The following is a 16,922-nucleotide window of genomic DNA, read 5'->3' on the forward strand; positions in this document are numbered from 1 at the left end:
GACCAACGCGTCAAGCCGGCCACACTAGGAAGTCCCAGGGTGGCCGGCTCGTAGCAACTTTTAGTCTTTGCGGTAATGCGGAATGCGGTTTTAGTACTTTCCGGTCATCGTCGAAACGTCTAGCAGCTCATCAAGCTGTGCTTCGGTGACTTCGCCACGTTCTACGAACCCTAAAGCAATGGTCGCTTCACGCACCGTCAGACCCTCGGCCACAGCCTTCTTGGCAATCTTCGCAGCATTCTCATACCCGATGAGCTTGTTTAATGGAGTCACGATTGACGGTGATGCTTCGGCGAGGAAACGAGCACGTTCCACATTTGCGGTAATCCCATCGATCATTTTCTCAGCCATCACGCGCGATACATTTGACAGCAGACGAATGGATTCGAGCAGGTTCGAAGCCATCACCGGGATGCCCACATTCAGCTCGAAGGCCCCATTGGTTCCTGCCCACGCGATGGTGGTGTCGTTGCCGATTACCTGTGCGGCCACCTGAATGGCGGCCTCGGAAATGACCGGGTTGACCTTGCCCGGCATGATGGATGAGCCCGGCTGGAGGTCGGGGATGGAGATTTCGCCTAGCCCGGTATTGGGGCCTGAACCCATCCAACGAAGGTCATTGGCGATTTTGATGAGCGAGATCGCAATGGTCCGCAATGCAGCGGAACCTTCGACAAGTCCGTCACGGTTCGCCTGAGCTTCAAAGTGATTGCGTGCCTCGGTGATCTCTAACCCGGTGTCTTCGCGCAAGAACTCCAGAACTTGAGCTGGGAAACCTTCGGGGGTGTTGATCCCGGTACCGACGGCGGTGCCGCCGAGCGGGACCTCAGCTACCCGGGGAAGTGCAGCCTCAATTCGTTCCACACCGTAACGGATCTGTGCTGCATACCCACCAAATTCCTGTCCGAGGGTCACCGGGGTTGCATCCATAAGGTGTGTACGCCCGGACTTCACCACATCCTTGAACTCCGCTTTCTTGGACTCAAGTGAGATCGCCAATGATTCCAAGGCTGGAATAAGCTCGTTAACCAGTGCATTGGTGGCGGCTACGTGTACTGAGGTCGGGAAAACATCATTTGACGACTGTGAGGCGTTCACATGATCGTTGGGATGAACCTCGGTCGAGCTGCCTGCCTCTTTCAAAGCACGGGTAGCTAATTCGGCGAGAACCTCATTGGTGTTCATATTCGAGCTGGTGCCCGAGCCGGTTTGAAAAACGTCGATGGGGAAATGTTCGTCAAAGTCGCCGGTGGCGACCAGATCGGCGGCGGCCACAATTGCGTCTGCACGTTCGGCATCCAAAACGCCCAAGGCCTGATTGGCATGGGCAGCAGCCTTTTTAACCTGCGCGAGCGCCTTGATGTGGGCCGATTCGAGTTTTTTCCCAGAGATCGGAAAGTTCTCCACGGCGCGTTGGGTCTGTGCCCGATAGAGAGCTTGTGCCGGAACCCGGACTTCGCCCATAGTGTCGTGCTCAATGCGGAATTCGTCGTTGTTGCTCATGAGGCTCACACTACGCCGAGAAGACGATGTCCAAAAGGGATCTGCCTCTAACATCACAACCACTAGTGATGTTAGAGAGAGTGGGAATAAATTTAGGGTTAAACAAAAGTGGTCCGCGGGTGAACCGCGGACCACTTACTGCTTGGCTTGAAATTTACTCAAGGCCCATGCTTGAAACTAACTGAGCTTCACCTTCGGCAAGCTTATAGGCCACGCCTGCTACAGCAGTTCGTCCCTCAGCAATGGCGGTTTCGATGATGCTGGAAAGATCTACCAGACGCGAGGTGGTCTGTTTGACGTGTTCGACAACGGTGCCGTTAACGTCGGTAATATTTGATCGTTCTGCGGCAAATACCGACGGGATGATGTGCTCCACGAGGTCTCGCACGAAGCCCTTGGGCATATTGCCTGACTCTTTGGCATCAATGGCCGCGGTTACCGCGCCACAGCTGTCATGACCCAGAATGACGATCAGCGGAATATTGAGGATATCAACGGCGAATTCCAAAGATCCCAGGCTGGCGGGATCAAGCACGTGACCGGCGGTACGCACCACGAAGACATCTCCCAAGCCCACATCAAAAATGATCTCTGCTGCAAGACGTGAATCGGAGCAACCGAAAATTACTGCAAAGGGTTCCTGGCCGGCGACCAAGGACTCTCGCCGAGCGCCATCCTGGTTGGGGTGCTGAGTGTTGCCGAGGATGAATCGCTGGTTACCATTGGTCAGCTTTTCCCAAGCCTGCTGTGGTGTTAGTGCCGATTTGCCGTGTTCAGATTCCATAATTCGAATTCTACGCCGGTGCCAAGAAGTTCTTTCCACCTAATGACATCGCAGATGCAAAAATTACAGACCCTGAGCTTCGGCGGCCTGAACGACCGTCATCAATTCTTCCTCGCCGGTGTCGCTGGAAATAATCAACGTTGAATCCTTGAAATTGGAAATCATGTAAACGGTTTGATCCTTCTTGCGGACTTCCCAATTATGGCCGTTGATGACTCGTTCGTCGCTTGGAATCGCGTTGTCGGTTACCAGTGCGATCCATGTAGGGTTCGCATCTGCGCTCTGGCGAACATAAACGAAGTTTGTCTCATCCATCACCAAACCGAATTCCCAGTAGGAGACGTCCTGGATCTGGTTGCTCTTCCAGCGAGCGAAGTTTGCGTATTCATCGCCAGAAACCTGTGGCGCAAAAACTTTAAAGTCGGCAACGCCCGATACCTCGCTGGCCACGGCCTGCAAATCTACCGGATGCTGAAAGGATTCTTCCTTGTTCGCCGGGTTCAGCAGCAACAACGGAATGATCACCGCAATGGTGAAGCCTACCGATAAGAGCATGCCTTTGAAAGTTTGGTTTGCACGCTTTGACTGCTTTTCGGTCAGCAGCGGCGTGAATGGCAGATCCTCAAAGGTTGCTTCGGGGTCGTTCAAATCACGACGTATCGGCTGTTCGCCTACCGGGACATCATTCTGGGAAGTATTCTCTGGCTGCACAATCCCCATTCTCCCCGAAGTTCCTGTGCAAATCGAACCGAGGTGCCCAATCACACGTAGACGCTTGCTCAGTTTATGCGACATGAATTACAAGCAGAAAAACGATGGGGATATGATGGAGGTGTTTGCATAGGCGCAATGACTACGACTCAGTGATGGGATCTTTCGTGACCGAAGACAACAATTATGCCCACCTATCTCCGCGACTGTCGGTAACCGACGCGGAACCGGACCGCAACCTCGCACTGGAGCTGGTGCGCGCAACGGAAGCGGCAGCCATCGCTTCATCCCCGTGGGTTGGATTCGGTGACAAGAATGCCGCCGACGGCGCAGCAGTAGATGCCATGCGTGGCCTACTATCCACAGTGAACTTCAACGGCGTCGTGGTAATCGGCGAAGGCGAAAAAGACGAAGCCCCGATGCTGTTCAACGGCGAACAGGTTGGCAACGGCTCCGGAGCCGAATGCGATGTTGCTGTTGACCCAATCGATGGCACCCGTTTGACCGCACTTGGTCTGAACAACGCCCTGTCGGTTCTGGCTGTGGCCGACCGCGGTTCGATGTTTGATCCTTCTGCCGTGTTCTACATGGAAAAGCTCGTTACCGGTCCCGAAGCGGCCGACCTGGTTGATCTGCGTTTGCCGGTCAAGCAGAACTTGCACCTGATCGCTAAGGCCAAGGGCAAGAAGATCAGCCAGATCACCGTCACCTTGCTGGACCGCCCGCGCCATGCCGGACTCATCGAAGAAATTCGTGCTGCCGGCGCTCGCACCAAGCTTTTGATGGACGGCGACGTTGCAGGCGCCATCGCGGCAACCCGTGAAGGTACCGGCGTTGATGCCTTGATGGGTATCGGCGGCACTCCTGAGGGTATCGTCACCGCATGTGCCATCAAGGCAATGGGTGGCGTGATTCAGGGCCGTCTGTGGCCAACCGATGATGACGAGAAGCAGAAGGCGATCGACGCTGGCCACGAACTAGGCCGCGTTTTGACCACCAATGATCTGGTCACTTCCGATAACTGCTACTTCGCAGCCACCGGCATCACCGATGGTGATCTGTTGCGCGGAGTACGTTACAAGAATGGTCGCATCCACACCCAGTCGATCGTGACTCGTGCCAAGTCTGGCACCATCCGCTTTGTTGATGGTGAGCACCAGCAAGACAAGTGGGAAGCTTACACCCGCTAAAAACGAGTTAACCATTCAAGCCGCTGGCTTCCCTTGAGAGGAAGCCAGCGGCTTGAATTGTTTAATGACTGATTAGTTCGATTTTTCCTGTGCACTGGCGGCAAAAAGTGTGGCTGGTTCGGAACTGCGAGAAATCGCTCCGACCGGCAAATCTTCGGCAGTGATGAATGCCGAATCACCGCGGGACAGCTGCAAGGACTGCGTGGCAGATTCCAAGGTGAACTCCCCGGCGGTGCAGAGCACCACCGATGCACCGTGGAGCTGCAACTCGGTACGCACTTGCGCCTGGTGAGTTTGGGTAACCTGCAACTGAAATTCGTCAAAGTTTGGCTGGAACAATTGCGAATGATCTGAAACCTTGAGGCCTGCCAACAGCGGAGCCGCGGAGGGTTCGGCGATGGAGATCTCCAATAGTTCGGGAACATCGATGTGTTTGCTGGTCAGCCCGCCGCGTAACACGTTGTCTGAATTTGCCATCACCTCGATACCAAGCCCGCGCAGGTAAGCGTGGACATTACCGGCGCCGAGGCTGATTGCCTCGCCAGGCTTTAAGAACACCAAATTCAGTAGCAGCGCCACCAAGACGCCAGCGTCGCCTGGATAGATCTCGTTGATCCTGACCAACTCGGCAAGCTGGACGTTCTCTTGCAGTGCCGGATCGGCCGAGATAGCGCCACAAAGGTTGAGCACTAGATCGCTGATTCCGCGACCACCGGTAAGCACGTAGCGCAGCGAGTGCCCCAGCGGTTCGCCACCCTCCAGTAAGCGAATCAGTTCGTTGACAAGTTTTGTGTCGTTGGTAGAAAGTCGGGGCAGGAAAAGCCGTAAGTCAGCAACGATGTCCTGTGGAACACGGAAGCCTGATAACGCCACAAAATCGGTGAGTGCGTACAGCATTTCCGGTTTGTGGTTGTCATCTTTGTAGTTTCGATTCGCCGCGTCGCGGGCGACGCCTGCTGCTTCTTCCTTGGCGAAACGTTCACGGGCTTGGTCTAGGGTCGGGTGAACTTGAATCGACAACGGCTGGGAAGCGGAGAGCACCTTGAACAGGAATGGCAACCGGCCATAGCGTGCTTCGAGGTCCGCACCAAGCATTGCCGCCGAGTTCGCGGCAATAACCTCGTGCAATGGCTCGCCACTGTCCAGCACCGTGCTCGGGCACCCGGGGTGGGCGCCGAGCCACAGTTCAGCCTGAGGGCTGATGGTTGCTGGTTGTCCCAACAACTCGGTGATTTCTTGCGTTGAACCCCAATGGTAATCCCGAATGGAATTTTTCAACTCAAACACGTTTTGTACCCTTAACTTTCACTAACGATCATGGTTTCAAAACGGTCGGGGGGTCGTAACCGTGGCGTAACCGTGAAGGCTCTTTATGGAACCGAGCATTCGTCGTTGTTTGCGGCGATCTGAGCCAGACGCGTATTCTGGCCAATCATTTCAAGCTCTACCAGGTACTGCTCATCGATAGGGGAGCCATCGCGCTTGGTCATTGGTACTTCATCACCGTTGGATAGCTTCGGGGCATCGTTGATGTCTGTGGCTTCTTCCGGGGCTTCCTCAGTGGGTTCTGCCGAGCCACTAGCCTCGGTAGTCTCCTTGGACTTCTCTGGGTCTTGGGACTTCTTGGATTCCTTGGGCTTCTTTGGTGCGTTCTGCTTTTCGATGATTCCGTTGATGCGATCATGAATCTTATCAAAGTCAGGGTACGTGGAGAAGGAACGTTCGAAGTCCGGAGAACCAAGAGTCAGGCGGCTAAATGGTGTACCAGCGACCTTGTCGGCGACTGAAACGAAGGAACTGAGCTGGCTTGCAGGAATGTTCGTTTCAACCAGCTGCTCGCCGGCCTGCATGATGCTGCTGAAGTTTGTCAGGATGGTCTGCGGGGTGAACTGCTTGATAATTGCCTGCTGCAGGCACTGCTGGCGCTTGATGCGGTGGTAGTCGTCGGTGAAATCACGCGAACGAGCAAACCAGAGTGCGTCCTTGCCGTTGAAGGTCTGCACCCCTGGAGCGAACCAGTGGGTGTTGACTAGCGAGTTTTCCCACTTCTTCCCGTTGTAAGGGACCCAGCCACCGGAATCGATGGTTACCCCGCCCAAGGCGTCAACGAAGTTCGCAAAGCCGGCCATGTCAACCATGACGTAACCCTGAACCTTGAGATCGGTGGTTCCCGATAGTGCGTCCATGACCGCCTGGGCGCCAACGTTTTTCACCGAGTCTGGGAAAGCATCGGCGTGTTTGTCTACCGCATCGCGATAAATGGCGTTGAACAGGCATTCGTCGCCGCAGTCATAACCGTCAGGGTAGACCTCGGCCATCGGGGAATCCTTGGCGAAGCGGGCCTTCTGGAAGTTACGCGGTACGGAGATCATCAGCGATTTGCCGGTTTTGGCGTCTACCGAAAGCAGCGCTATCGAGTCGGTACGTACCCCGTCACGGTTTGAACCGGAGTCTGCGCCGAGCACCGCAATGTTGTAACGCCCGTTGACCGGGTCAAAGGCAGGACCTTCGTCAAAGACTTTAACGATGGTTTCGCGACCGGTATTCAGGATGGACGCACCATAAACGAAGATGCCGCTGGTGGCGATGACCGCCGCCAGCGTGAAGATCGTGACGATCGCGCGCATCCCGGGAGCCAGCATGCGTGGCCTGATGATGAACAGCGTGTTGATGAACATGATCAGCCAGCCCACGGCGAGTACCGAGAGCACCACAATCAGGAACAACTGGAAGTTAGGATGTGCCGCCCAGCCAAGCAGGATTGAGCGGTTAATAAAGTACAGGGCCGCGAGCAGGATGAGCACTGCCCAGCACAGCATGGTGACCGTGACCGCGATCCGTCCCAGCTTGCGGTTTCCTGCGATGAGCTGAGCGCTACCGGGGAAAATTATGGTCAGAATGACCAGAATTATGGCGCGTTTGCTCCGGGCCGGAGAGGAAATGCTCTCCGGGTTCCGAAGCGGACTTGGAGCGCGGTGACTGGCAGAACCCATGTACTTAGTGACTTTCCTTAGGAAGAGAAGTTCTCGTTGGCAACCTCGGCACGCAACGCGGCGCCCTTGGCGTAGGCAGACTCGCGCAGCGAGTCTGCAAAGGCTAGCAACTTAACCTGTAACGACTTAGCAAGCTCATCGGTTCCCGACGCCAGCATACGCACAGCTAACAAGCCGGCATTGCGGGCACCACCGATGGAGACCGTAGCCACCGGAACTCCGGCTGGCATCTGCACGATGGACAGCAAAGAATCCATTCCATCAAGCTTGGCTAATGGTACCGGAACACCGACCACCGGAAGTGGCGTCACCGAAGCGAGCATTCCCGGCAGGTGAGCGGCGCCGCCGGCACCGGCGATGATCACGCGCAGGCCACGAGCGTGGGCCTGCTGGCCGTACTCGATCATTTCGGTCGGCATGCGGTGCGCCGAGACGACATCGGCCTCAAAGGGAATGCCGAATTCGGTCAGTGCCTCGGCGGCTAGGCGCATGACGGGCCAGTCCGAGTCTGAGCCCATGACGAGTCCGACAAGTGGTGCTTGAGTCATTTGAATTAAAATCCTTGAATGTCGTGGCCCGGTTCAATGAGCCTAGGTGAAATCCTAAGCGGTCTCGGGCAGACCATCTCGGATTAAGCTGGCCACTGCGTCGGCGCGTTCGCGTAGTTCGGCGACGCTCTGCGTCTTCGTGCCAACGACGTTCACGTGTCCGATCTTGCGTCCGGGACGCACAGATTTCCCGTAGGAATGCACCTTAACTTCGGGTGCGGCAGCCAATGCGGCTTGGTAGGAGGAGAACAAATCTTGATTTGCTCCACCCAAGAAATTCTTCATTACGGTGACCCCGAGCTCGCGGGTTTCGCCCAGTGGCAAATCCAAGACCGCGCGCAGGTGCTGTTCAAACTGGCTGGTGACCGAACCGCTCATGGTCCAGTGCCCGGTGTTGTGTGGGCGCATGGCCAACTCGTTAATCACGAAGCCGGCACCCTGTCCGGGAGTTTCGAAGAGCTCTGCGGCCATGACGCCAGTAACGCCGAATTCTTCGGCGATACGTATGGCAGCCTGTGAGGCCGTGGCCGCAGTTTCATCGGAGATGTCTTGGGCGGGGGCAATGACTTCGTCGCAGACGCCTGCCACCTGAATGGTGTGGACTACCGGCCAGGCTTTGGTTTCGCCCGAGGGAGTGCGTGCCACCATGGCTGACAGCTCGCGGGTGAATTCCACCTTGTCTTCGGCCAATAAGGCACCGTGCGCGAACCAGTCCTCGCAGTCTTTGGCCTGTTCTGCGTTATCGAGCATGCGTACGCCCTTGCCGTCGTAACCACCGCGTGGGGTTTTGAGCACAATCGGCCATCCGGTTTGCTCGCCAAAGGCAAGTAACTGGGCAACATTCTTTACCTTCGCCCACGCTGGATTTGGCAGTCCAAGCTTTTCGATTGCCGCACGCATCACCAGCTTGTCCTGGGCATGGATCAGAGCTTCGGGACGTGGCTGGACGTTGACTCCCTCATTGATCAGTGTGGTGAGGAACTCATTAGGAACATGCTCATGATCAAAGGTCACGACATCTTTACCCTGGGCAAAAGCGCGCAGGGTGGCCAAGTCTTTGTAGTCACCAACGGGCGCATCGGGCACACAACGTGCCGCCGATACGTCCGGACCTTCGGCGAGAACATGCAGTTCAAATCCGAGGTTTAGGGCCTCAGGGGCCATCATTCGGGCTAATTGCCCGCCACCAATCACACCAATTTTAGGGAAGCTCACTCTCCTAGGTTAGCGAAAGAGTTCCAGCTTCCCGTCTTCGCGTTGACTGATTACTCACGAAATCCGGGGTTTTGTCAGGAAATGCGGATAAAATAGGTAGCTAGTGTTCCTGCGCCTTGGCGTAAAAGGGCACCACCAAACTACTGACCTAGGGAACTGAACTTCCCAAGATTCTGACGATCTTGTGGTCGTATCGATGTCTGCATCGACACGCGAGCCACGTTGATTTGTCTGGAGGAAAATGTTCGAGCGCATTACACAAAAACTAACCGGACTTATTTCGATGCTGTGGCGCGAAGTGGCAAAGTTCGGCGTTGTCGGCGGAATCGCGTTCATCATCGACTCTGGAATTTATGTCTGGTTGCTTCATGGCCCAATGAGCGATTCACAGGTTAAAGCGAAGATCATTGCTGGCATCGTGGCGACCCTGTTCTCCTGGGTGGCCAACCGCTATTGGACGTTCCGTCATCGTCGCCAAGCTAATGTGGCCCGTGAATTGGTGATGTTCCTGATTATGAATGCCATCGGTTTGGGTATCGCCGCAGCCTGTGTTTGGTTCACCAAATACGTACTAAATATGACGGACCCGACCAGCGTCTTTATTGCCGGTTCCGTGGTTGGTCTGGTGTTGGGAACAATCTTCCGATTCTTTGCCTACCGTTTCTGGGTCTTCGGCGCAGAAATGGACCAAGACGCAGAATTCGCCCACGACCACGAACTGCTGACCCTGCGCGAAAACGGAGCCGATACCCAGAGTGTTACTCCGGATACCGGCACCATTCCTACCGCCAAGAGCTAAACAGCTGGCACGTAGTCGTGACTGATCTTTTCTCCTTGACGGAGCCGGTCACTGACTTCCATTTGCGCCTCAACAAGCACGATGGAGTCTCCAGCCTTCCACTGGGCGACCGCATAGGGCAATAGTTGCAATACCGGGATATCTGCGCGAACCAAGATAGTGCCCAAGGCGTTGACCTCGGGGGCAAAAAGCTCGGCTAAGGACAGGGCATTGCCTGCGCTGTTGCGCAACGCGGTAGTTTCCCCCGATACTGCCGAGGGGTAAAACTGGTCCCCGTAAGTGCGCACATTTGCGTTGTAATCCTCGGCGACCGGGCCTAGGCCGGCGCCAAATGACAACGCCATGGCGGCGGGATTAACCGCAAGAATCTCGGATGACCCGGGTATGCATTGATCATTAGGGTCTTGGGTGATCCATAAGGTGGCGTTAGCGGCCTGATCATCATCAGCATCCAGTAGCGTCGCCCCGTGATGCAATACGGCCAAGCCGAGCACCAGTGATTTCCAATGAGACGGCAAATCTAGAACGATGAGGGACTCTTGTTCAAGATCGAAACACTCGCCCAATAGGTTCGCACTTTTGGCAACCCAATTGTCAAAGACCTTGCCCGAGAGCTCGATGCGTTCTCCGGATTGTGAGTACCAGGTGAGCCACGGTGTGGCATCGGAGCGGCGCGGCGCCAGTAAGCCTTCAGCGAAGGTTCCGGTAGCGGAGTTGAACGGCATTTTCCACCTTAATTTATTTACTGAGAATTTACCGACAATTCGCGGAAGTTGCGACTCGCCGGATTCATTGGTGTCTTTTCGTGGCGTGTTGTGCCGGGAGTTTGCTGTGAACCCTCCATAGAATAACCTCCCCGCTTGACTATGACCGAGTTACACGGCTGTAATTAGATGGTGAGTTCGGCTCGTCCATCATTTCACTACTTCGATGGAATAAAGAGAGACGTATGGATCGGGAGCATTGATGGCTCGATCTTCTCAAACCAAGCGAAAGGTCAACATCAACATGACGAAGCTGGAGCAGAGGTACTCCGATTTTTCGACATCGGCAGTGGCATCCGCCCAATACGGGGTTGAAGGCGCACCGTCGGATTGGTTTGTCGATCCACAAGCTGGGGAATCCGCACGGGTAGCGGTAGCCACAGATTTGGAGACAGCTGCAGAGGACTTCCTCCGTGAGCATGCGCCGGCAGAGACCGAAGGTGGCTCGAGTGCCGGTTCGTGGGCTCCTGAGCTGGATGAAGACGAGCAGGTCCGCGAAAGTATCAAGGCGGTATGGCTCGGCGTCGGCGGAGAAGTCGACGAAGGTGAGCTGGGTTGGCAGGCCCGTGCCCTGTGTGCACAAACTGACCCCGAAGCATTTTTCCCAGAAAAGGGCGGTTCGACCCGCGACGCTAAGCGTGTCTGCGGGGCCTGTGTTGTACGTTCAGAATGTTTGGAATACGCGTTGAGCAACGACGAGCGCTTTGGCATCTGGGGAGGGCTCTCCGAGCGCGAACGCCGCCGACTACGGAAACGAGCAATCTAATTCGACCGCCAATTCATGTCACCGCCATCGTTGCTGCGCACGATGGCGCTGACTTTTTACCACGCACTTTAGCTGCACTGCGAAATCAGTCGCGGCCGATTGAACGGTACCTCGGGGTGGACGCGTCCTCACAAGACGCGTCACATCAGGTATTAAAAGCAAATCTTCCTTCTAATGCCACTTTGCTTTCGGCTCCTGCCGGATCATTGGGGCTTTCAGTTCAAGAAGCAGTGGATGCGCTGCCCGAAGCACGCACCGATCGCGATGAGTGGATATGGATTATCCACGATGATTCGATGCCGGCTCCCGATGCGTTAGAACATCTCACACGCACGGTTGAAGCCTCCGAATCTGTAAGTATTGCTGGTTGCAAGATTTTAGACATCGACAACCCGCGCCGCTTGGCCGAGGTGGGACTCAGCGTCGACCGTAGGGCACAGCGCCTGACGATGATCGACATGGACGAGGTTGATCAAGGCCAGTACGACGGACGTAGCGACTACTTCGCCGTGTCCTCTGCCGGAATGTTCATTCGTCGCGAGGTTTTCGAAGAGCTCGGTGGTTTTGACCCGGCTCTTCCTGGCCGCGGCGACGATGTGGATCTGTGCTGGCGTAACCGACTTGCTGGACACCGCGTAGTAGTGGTTCCGGCAGCAAAAATTTATCATCAGATCGATGTTGTCGATTCACTGGCCGGACCAGGTGAGGCACGCCGTGCCGAGGTGTTCCAGCGTCTTAAGTTCGCCTCCCCAATAGGCCTGCCATTTATCTGGTTAGGGATTCTCTTCGGCGGTATTGGGCATTTCCTTTTAGCCTTGTTAGCCAAAGACCCGGGACATGGATTTAGCCATTTAGCTGCCACGCTTAAAGGCTTGTTCTCTCCGGTGAAGTTGGGTGCGTCGCGGCGTCAGGTCAAGGAAACTCGTCAGGTTCCGCGCCGTCAGGTGCGCAAGTTGATGACCTCAAATACCGAGGTCCGCGAATACCGTCGCAACATTTCAAGCGGTCAGGACGACTCGCAGGTATTTGGTGATGGCTCCGGGGCCGAGGGCATGGTGGAACCGAGTGGTGAGAACTTCTCGGACTTCGTTCGTATTGCCCGTCCGCCACGAACCACAGCAGTGCTTTCACTTATTCTTGCCTTGCTGATCACCACCGCGACCTCACTGATAGCTTGGCGCACGGTGATCGGTGCTAGCGCACTCAGCGGTGGTGCTATCCGCCCACTATCACGCTCACTAAGTGAGATCGGCGCCAACGCCACATCCTGGTGGCAGAATGTGGGCACCGGCCTGAGCGCCGCACCGGATAACACCGACGTTGTTTATTGGTTACTTTCTGTCGTGAGTTTCAACCACGCCAACCAAGCCCTCGTGATCCTGTTCATCGCAGCCATGCCGTTGGCTGCGTTGAGCGCCTGGTGGGGTGTAGGTGTCGTTAGCCGTTCACGAGCCGTACGTTTTTTTGCGGCCGTGATTTGGGCACTGCAACCAGCGCTGTTCTCGGCGTTGGCTTCGGGTCGCGTGGGATCGGTTTTGATTCACGTGATGTTGCCATTGTTCTTCCTGGCTATGCTTCGTGCGCTCAACGCCCAGGTGCTTCCCGAAGGTAAACCCGCAGCAACTGAGGGGCAGCGTAAAACGTCCGCGTGGACCGCTTCGGCTTGCGCAGCATTGATCATGTGGGTTATTTCGACCGGTTCAATGCCGTTCTTCCTCACTCTTTTGGTGCTCATTTACATTCTGGCGATTTCCGCGCCACGCCGGGCACGCACCCTCTGGTGGGTTCCATTGCCAGCAGTGGTGTGGAACCTGCCGTTGCTCTTCGAAGCGTTGGGAAATCCGCGGCTGTTGTTCACCGAACCCGGAGCGCCTTTGGCGTTTGACCCGGCACCGCTGTGGCAGATGGTTCTAGGTTTTCCCGAGGCTTTTGACGCGATGCTCAGCCCACTGGGTTGGGGAATTCTACCGGCCGGTCCATGGGCCCTGGTCGCTGCACTTCTTGTTGGTGCACCGCTGGTAATTTTGGCGGTCTTGGGTGCACTTGGATCTGCTTTCAGCCTCGATGCCACCATGCGCCGCAACTCGCGCAAACTTATTTGGGCGGCGGCGTTGTCCTTGGTTGCAGGTTGGGGGATTGGGTTCATCCCGGTCTCGTTGGACTCCTCAACTACCGTCAGTGCGTACACCGCACCATTTGTTTCCTTCGCGATCTTCGCGATGCTTGCCGCCGCGGCCAACGCGCTAGCGGCTCTGCGACATGAAAATCAGCCACGCGCACTGCGCCGTCCGGCTAATCGTGGTGCGCTGAGCCTGATGAGTGCGTTGAGCGTTGTGAGTTTGCTGGCCGCCGGTTCGGTGGGTCTGGCTGCGCAATTGAATTCGCAAAATCCGGATGGCGAGTTGACCTCGCTGACTGCTGAACAACGAGTCGCGGCTTCACAAGAGCGCACGATTCCTGCCACGGCAGCAGACGCAGGACGCTCGGATACCGCGGAGCGTACCTTGGTACTCACTCCACGCTCCTCGGGGGAAATCGATAGCGTGCTGCTCTCGGGTGCCGGGGAAACTCTGGACTCGATGTCTCGTTCCTCGCAGGTAGCTCAGCTGACCGGTTCGCTGCTGAAACCAGCGCGTAATGAGCAGTCGGTCACCAACAACCTACAGCGCGAAGCAGCGGCAATGTTGCTCTCCGAATCTGCTTTGGACTCACGTGAGGCATTAGCGGATCTGGGCGTTGGATTTGTGGTGCTCAACGAAACCGGAGAATCCGTTTCTGCTAGCGTCCGAGTGTTAGACGCTGCGACTGGTTTAGCCGCCGTAGGCCAGACCGATAATGGTTGGCTATGGCGAGTGAACTATCAGGATTCGGACCAAAACTCCGGAGCAGGTTTCGCTCGCTTGATCGATGAATCTGACCGGGTACAGGTAGTGCCAACACAACGCGGGAAGATTCAGAATCTTGAAATTCCCGCGGCAGACGCCTCGCGAACCCTGGTCTTGTCCACCGCCCAAGATCCTAAAATACGTGCGAGTATCGATGGTACTGCGCTGCGTTCGGTAGCTTACCCACAAGACTCGGATACCCGCTGGGCTCAGGCCTACGAGGTCCCTGCCGAGGGTGGAAAACTGACGCTGACACACGAAGAACCATTGGCTTTGCCTCTGCTGATCCTTGGCGGATTAGTGTTGCTAGTTGCCATCTTGCTGGCGATACCGGTACCAAGTACCCGCCGTCTGGCAAGCTACCGCAACACTGAGTATCGTTTTCGTGCCGCCGAAGAACCGGTGGATGACAACGAGCTACTAGCCGAGCAGCCCATCGACACCGTTGACGTTGAGCAAGAGACGGAACCAGCAACCAACTCCACACCGTTGAGTCGTCGCGAAGCACGCGAACGGGATCACGAGATCCGAGAAAACTTGACCCCGAAGCTCGGTGACCGTATTTCGGACACCGACACCGAGCAGGAGAAAAAGTAGTGAGTGACGAGAAGACCCCGGCCGCCGATGATGCTGCAAACCAACCCGCACCTCATGGAACCCATGCTGCCAAACCGGAATCGGAGCCGGGCACTTCCGCGGCTGACAAAACGGTAAAGCCCGAAGATGCCAAGCCGGGAACAGACTCCGCCACGGAGCCTGAGAAACCTGCGCCACAACCGGTAGCCGCCCAGACACCGCCAGCTTCTGCAGCTAAAGAACCTGCTCGCGCGGATGGTCGCGCGAAGAGCAAGTCGGATCTTCGTGCTGAGGCCAAGGCAGAGAAAGAAGCTGCAGCAGAGGCCAAAGCCGCTGCAAAGGCTTCAGCCAAAGCTGACGCCAAAACGGCGGCTGAAGCCAAGGCCACAGCCAAGGCAGAGGCCAAGGATCGGAACAAAACCCGGCCTAAGACCGATGCGATGGCCACCGCGGCTACTAAAACGGAACCTAGTGAGGACCACAAGGCTGAGCCTGTACCGGTGGCTACCGGCGCTATAGCAAGCACAGTGGAACCGACCGCGACGGACGCCACGGCGAACCGTCGACGCCGTAAGTTAGCCCAAGCCACCAAGGCTGCGCGTAAGGACCAAGAATCCGCCGTGGTGCGCCGCCGTACCGGTGCCGTATTGCTCGGAGTGGTAGCCGTCGTAGCTGCCGGCGCAGTGGTCGCTGCCGGTTCGGTTCTTGCCCCGCAACCAGCTCAAACTGCACTGCCGGCCGCGGTAACCAGCCTCCCGGCCGGAGATGCCCAAGCAGTTTGCGCCGCCACACCGCAGCTGTTGAAGGGTGTCGACGGCACCGATCCACAGTTCGCCGCCGGTGCGAAGAAGATTTCAAGCAATATCCGTGTGGCCGTGATCTCTGATTTAGGCAAGCGAATTCCCGGAGCCACGCTCAGTGAGCTCGGAAGTTCAGAAGCAAACGAGCTGACTAAGCGGATCGCCGAAGATGAAGCCAGTAAATCGTTGGGAGCCGACGAACAAGGCCTAACCGGTCGAGTTGGCAAAGTTGATACTTCCAACGGCCGAGACAAGGCGCAAATATTGGCACTTCAGCCACTGGGCGAACTGCCGTCGTGGGGCAGTGCGATGCGTAGCTTCCTTGCCAAGGACGGAGACCTAGCCGGTCTTGCGGCAGCAACCTGCCAGGCACCAGCCTCAAATTGGCGCTTCACCGGCTTACAGACCCATACCGGGGCAACCAGCGTCTTGCACCTGTCGAACCCCACACATACGACGGCTCAAGTCTCCGTAGATTTGCGTGGTCCAGAAGGAATGATAGATACCTCCACCTTGCAAAATGTGGTGCTCGCCCCGGGCACTTCGCGTGCACTAGTGCTTGGCGGATACGCCCAGAACCTAGATTCGGTCTCCGCAGATATCACGAGCTTAGGCGGAAAGATCACCGCTTCGGTACAACAAGCTGCCCTGCGTGGTTTGACCCCGGCTGGCGTGGACTTGGTTGCTGCGAATGCTTCGGCCTCCAATACCCAGGTGATTCCCGGCGTATGGATTGGTAACAAGAATGACCGAGACAAGTTGAGCAAAGCCGATAAGAAACTTGTTCCGCAACTCCATGTCTCGGCCACTGGCGCGCAGGGTGCAGGATTTAAGGTGAAAATATTAGGTGCCGACGGTGAAGTCGCCGCAGACCTAGGTTCTAACCTCGCAGTCTCCTCCGACGCCACCAGCATCATCAGCCTCAACGGCTTGGACGCTGGCGCGTATTCAGTGGTCGTAGAAGCCGATGCCCCAGTGACCAGCAGCGTGCGTATGGTGCGTGGCGCAGATCCAAAGCAGTCCTCGGATACTGCCTGGGCAGCAAGCACGATGCCACTTGCTGGCACGCAGGTCGCACCGATTTCGGCCAACGGTACCGGTGAATTTAGTATTGCGGCCCCAACGGCCGATGCTTCGGTAGAGGCAGTTGTTGTTGATAAGGATGGCAAGCTGTCCAAACCAACCAAACTCACGGTCAAGACCGGGCAGAGCATGGTCTTCAAGCCCAAGGATGTCAGCGCAGAGGCCCAAGCGGTGATCTTCTCATCAGATGCCAACGCCTACATCGGTCAGTTGATTTTCGGTTCGGATCGTTCGCTGGCTTGGGCCGCGATGCCACCGGCAAATGCCGGTCGTGACGGCATTGTGGTCAACGTCGGAGGCTGAAC

The 16,922-nt window shown here is 56.4% G+C and carries 13 protein-coding genes; 5 read left to right on the plus strand and 8 right to left on the minus strand.

From position 1 onward, the window contains the following. Positions 1–90: 90 nt before the first annotated feature. The 3 genes from ACX5K5_RS03510 to ACX5K5_RS03520 all read right to left on the minus strand — a co-directional run bounded on the left by ACX5K5_RS03510 (position 91) and on the right by ACX5K5_RS03520 (position 3,007). Positions 91–1,503, minus strand: coding sequence for a class II fumarate hydratase (locus ACX5K5_RS03510; protein WP_096256583.1), 1,413 nt, complete (start codon positions 1,501–1,503; stop codon positions 91–93). Positions 1,504–1,657: 154 nt separating this feature from the next. Next, entirely contained in the window at positions 1,658–2,287 is a 630-nt protein-coding gene (locus ACX5K5_RS03515; protein WP_096256584.1) for a carbonic anhydrase, read from the minus strand. A gap of 63 nt (positions 2,288–2,350) precedes the next feature. Then, complete coding sequence (locus ACX5K5_RS03520; protein ID WP_170947875.1) at positions 2,351–3,007, minus strand: DUF4245 domain-containing protein; 657 nt, start codon at positions 3,005–3,007, stop codon at positions 2,351–2,353. Positions 3,008–3,153: 146 nt separating this feature from the next. On the opposite strand from ACX5K5_RS03520, the gene glpX reads away from it, so the two are divergent. Continuing rightward, positions 3,154–4,188 carry a class II fructose-bisphosphatase gene (gene glpX / locus ACX5K5_RS03525; RefSeq protein WP_096256586.1) on the plus strand — a complete coding sequence of 345 codons (1,035 nt, stop codon included), beginning with the start codon at positions 3,154–3,156 and terminating at the stop codon, positions 4,186–4,188. Between the two features lie 72 nt (positions 4,189–4,260). Here the strand turns inward: glpX and manA are convergent, their stop codons facing one another. The 4 genes from manA to ACX5K5_RS03545 all read right to left on the minus strand — a co-directional run bounded on the left by manA (position 4,261) and on the right by ACX5K5_RS03545 (position 8,896). Beyond that, positions 4,261–5,475 (minus strand): mannose-6-phosphate isomerase, class I, encoded by a 1,215-nt coding sequence (manA, locus tag ACX5K5_RS03530; RefSeq protein ID WP_346059898.1) that lies wholly within the window; start codon positions 5,473–5,475, stop codon positions 4,261–4,263. A gap of 83 nt (positions 5,476–5,558) precedes the next feature. Then, a complete protein-coding gene (locus tag ACX5K5_RS03535; RefSeq protein ID WP_443459022.1) occupies positions 5,559–7,181 on the minus strand; it encodes an LCP family glycopolymer transferase in 1,623 nt (540 codons plus the stop codon). Positions 7,182–7,198: 17 nt separating this feature from the next. After that, complete coding sequence (gene purE, locus ACX5K5_RS03540; RefSeq protein ID WP_096256589.1) at positions 7,199–7,729, minus strand: 5-(carboxyamino)imidazole ribonucleotide mutase; 531 nt, start codon at positions 7,727–7,729, stop codon at positions 7,199–7,201. Positions 7,730–7,783: 54 nt separating this feature from the next. After that, entirely contained in the window at positions 7,784–8,896 is a 1,113-nt protein-coding gene (locus ACX5K5_RS03545) for a 5-(carboxyamino)imidazole ribonucleotide synthase (RefSeq protein ID WP_459175420.1), read from the minus strand. 289 nt (positions 8,897–9,185) lie between these two features. Here ACX5K5_RS03545 and ACX5K5_RS03550 point away from each other — a divergent pair, with 289 nt between their 5' ends. Beyond that, positions 9,186–9,743 carry a GtrA family protein gene (locus tag ACX5K5_RS03550; RefSeq protein ID WP_096256591.1) on the plus strand — a complete coding sequence of 186 codons (558 nt, stop codon included), beginning with the start codon at positions 9,186–9,188 and terminating at the stop codon, positions 9,741–9,743. On the opposite strand, the gene ACX5K5_RS03555 is transcribed toward ACX5K5_RS03550, so the two are convergent. Then, on the minus strand, positions 9,740–10,468 hold the full coding sequence (locus ACX5K5_RS03555; protein ID WP_459175032.1) for a TIGR03089 family protein: 729 nt from the start codon (positions 10,466–10,468) through the stop codon (positions 9,740–9,742). The two genes, ACX5K5_RS03550 and ACX5K5_RS03555, sit on opposite strands and share 4 nt — an antisense overlap. Positions 10,469–10,751: 283 nt before the next feature. Here ACX5K5_RS03555 and ACX5K5_RS03560 point away from each other — a divergent pair, with 283 nt between their 5' ends. Genes ACX5K5_RS03560 through ACX5K5_RS03570 form a run of 3 tightly spaced genes read left to right on the plus strand, consistent with a single transcriptional unit; the run spans position 10,752 to position 16,920 of the window. Next, on the plus strand, positions 10,752–11,273 hold the full coding sequence (locus tag ACX5K5_RS03560; RefSeq protein WP_096256780.1) for a WhiB family transcriptional regulator: 522 nt from the start codon (positions 10,752–10,754) through the stop codon (positions 11,271–11,273). After that, the gene (locus ACX5K5_RS03565) at positions 11,177–14,755 is read left to right on the plus strand and encodes a glycosyltransferase (protein ID WP_459175033.1); all 3,579 of its coding nucleotides are present in this window, start codon (positions 11,177–11,179) and stop codon (positions 14,753–14,755) included. The genes ACX5K5_RS03560 and ACX5K5_RS03565 overlap by 97 nt, the downstream gene beginning before the upstream one ends. Further along, positions 14,755–16,920, plus strand: a complete 2,166-nt coding sequence (locus tag ACX5K5_RS03570) for a DUF5719 family protein (RefSeq protein WP_459175034.1) — start codon at positions 14,755–14,757, stop codon at positions 16,918–16,920. Before ACX5K5_RS03565 ends, ACX5K5_RS03570 begins: the two co-directional genes overlap by 1 nt. Positions 16,921–16,922 lie beyond the last annotated feature (2 nt).

The sequence above is a fragment of the Glutamicibacter bergerei genome, assembly GCF_054495185.1.

Excerpts from the sequence above, each read along its gene's own strand:
- ACX5K5_RS03510 (WP_096256583.1), bottom strand. The coding sequence starts at position 1,503 with ATGAGCAACAACGACGAATTCCGCATTGAGCACGACACTATGGGCGAA.
- ACX5K5_RS03515 (WP_096256584.1), bottom strand. The coding sequence starts at position 2,287 with ATGGAATCTGAACACGGCAAATCGGCACTAACACCACAGCAGGCTTGG.
- ACX5K5_RS03520 (WP_170947875.1), bottom strand. The coding sequence starts at position 3,007 with ATGGGGATTGTGCAGCCAGAGAATACTTCCCAGAATGATGTCCCGGTA.
- glpX (WP_096256586.1), top strand. The coding sequence starts at position 3,154 with ATGGGATCTTTCGTGACCGAAGACAACAATTATGCCCACCTATCTCCG.
- ACX5K5_RS03535 (WP_443459022.1), bottom strand. The coding sequence starts at position 7,181 with ATGGGTTCTGCCAGTCACCGCGCTCCAAGTCCGCTTCGGAACCCGGAG.
- purE (WP_096256589.1), bottom strand. The coding sequence starts at position 7,729 with ATGACTCAAGCACCACTTGTCGGACTCGTCATGGGCTCAGACTCGGAC.
- ACX5K5_RS03545 (WP_459175420.1), bottom strand. The coding sequence starts at position 8,896 with ATGATGGCCCCTGAGGCCCTAAACCTCGGATTTGAACTGCATGTTCTC.
- ACX5K5_RS03550 (WP_096256591.1), top strand. The coding sequence starts at position 9,186 with ATGTTCGAGCGCATTACACAAAAACTAACCGGACTTATTTCGATGCTG.
- ACX5K5_RS03555 (WP_459175032.1), bottom strand. The coding sequence starts at position 10,468 with ATGCCGTTCAACTCCGCTACCGGAACCTTCGCTGAAGGCTTACTGGCG.
- ACX5K5_RS03560 (WP_096256780.1), top strand. The coding sequence starts at position 10,752 with ATGACGAAGCTGGAGCAGAGGTACTCCGATTTTTCGACATCGGCAGTG.
- ACX5K5_RS03565 (WP_459175033.1), top strand. The coding sequence starts at position 11,177 with ATGTTTGGAATACGCGTTGAGCAACGACGAGCGCTTTGGCATCTGGGG.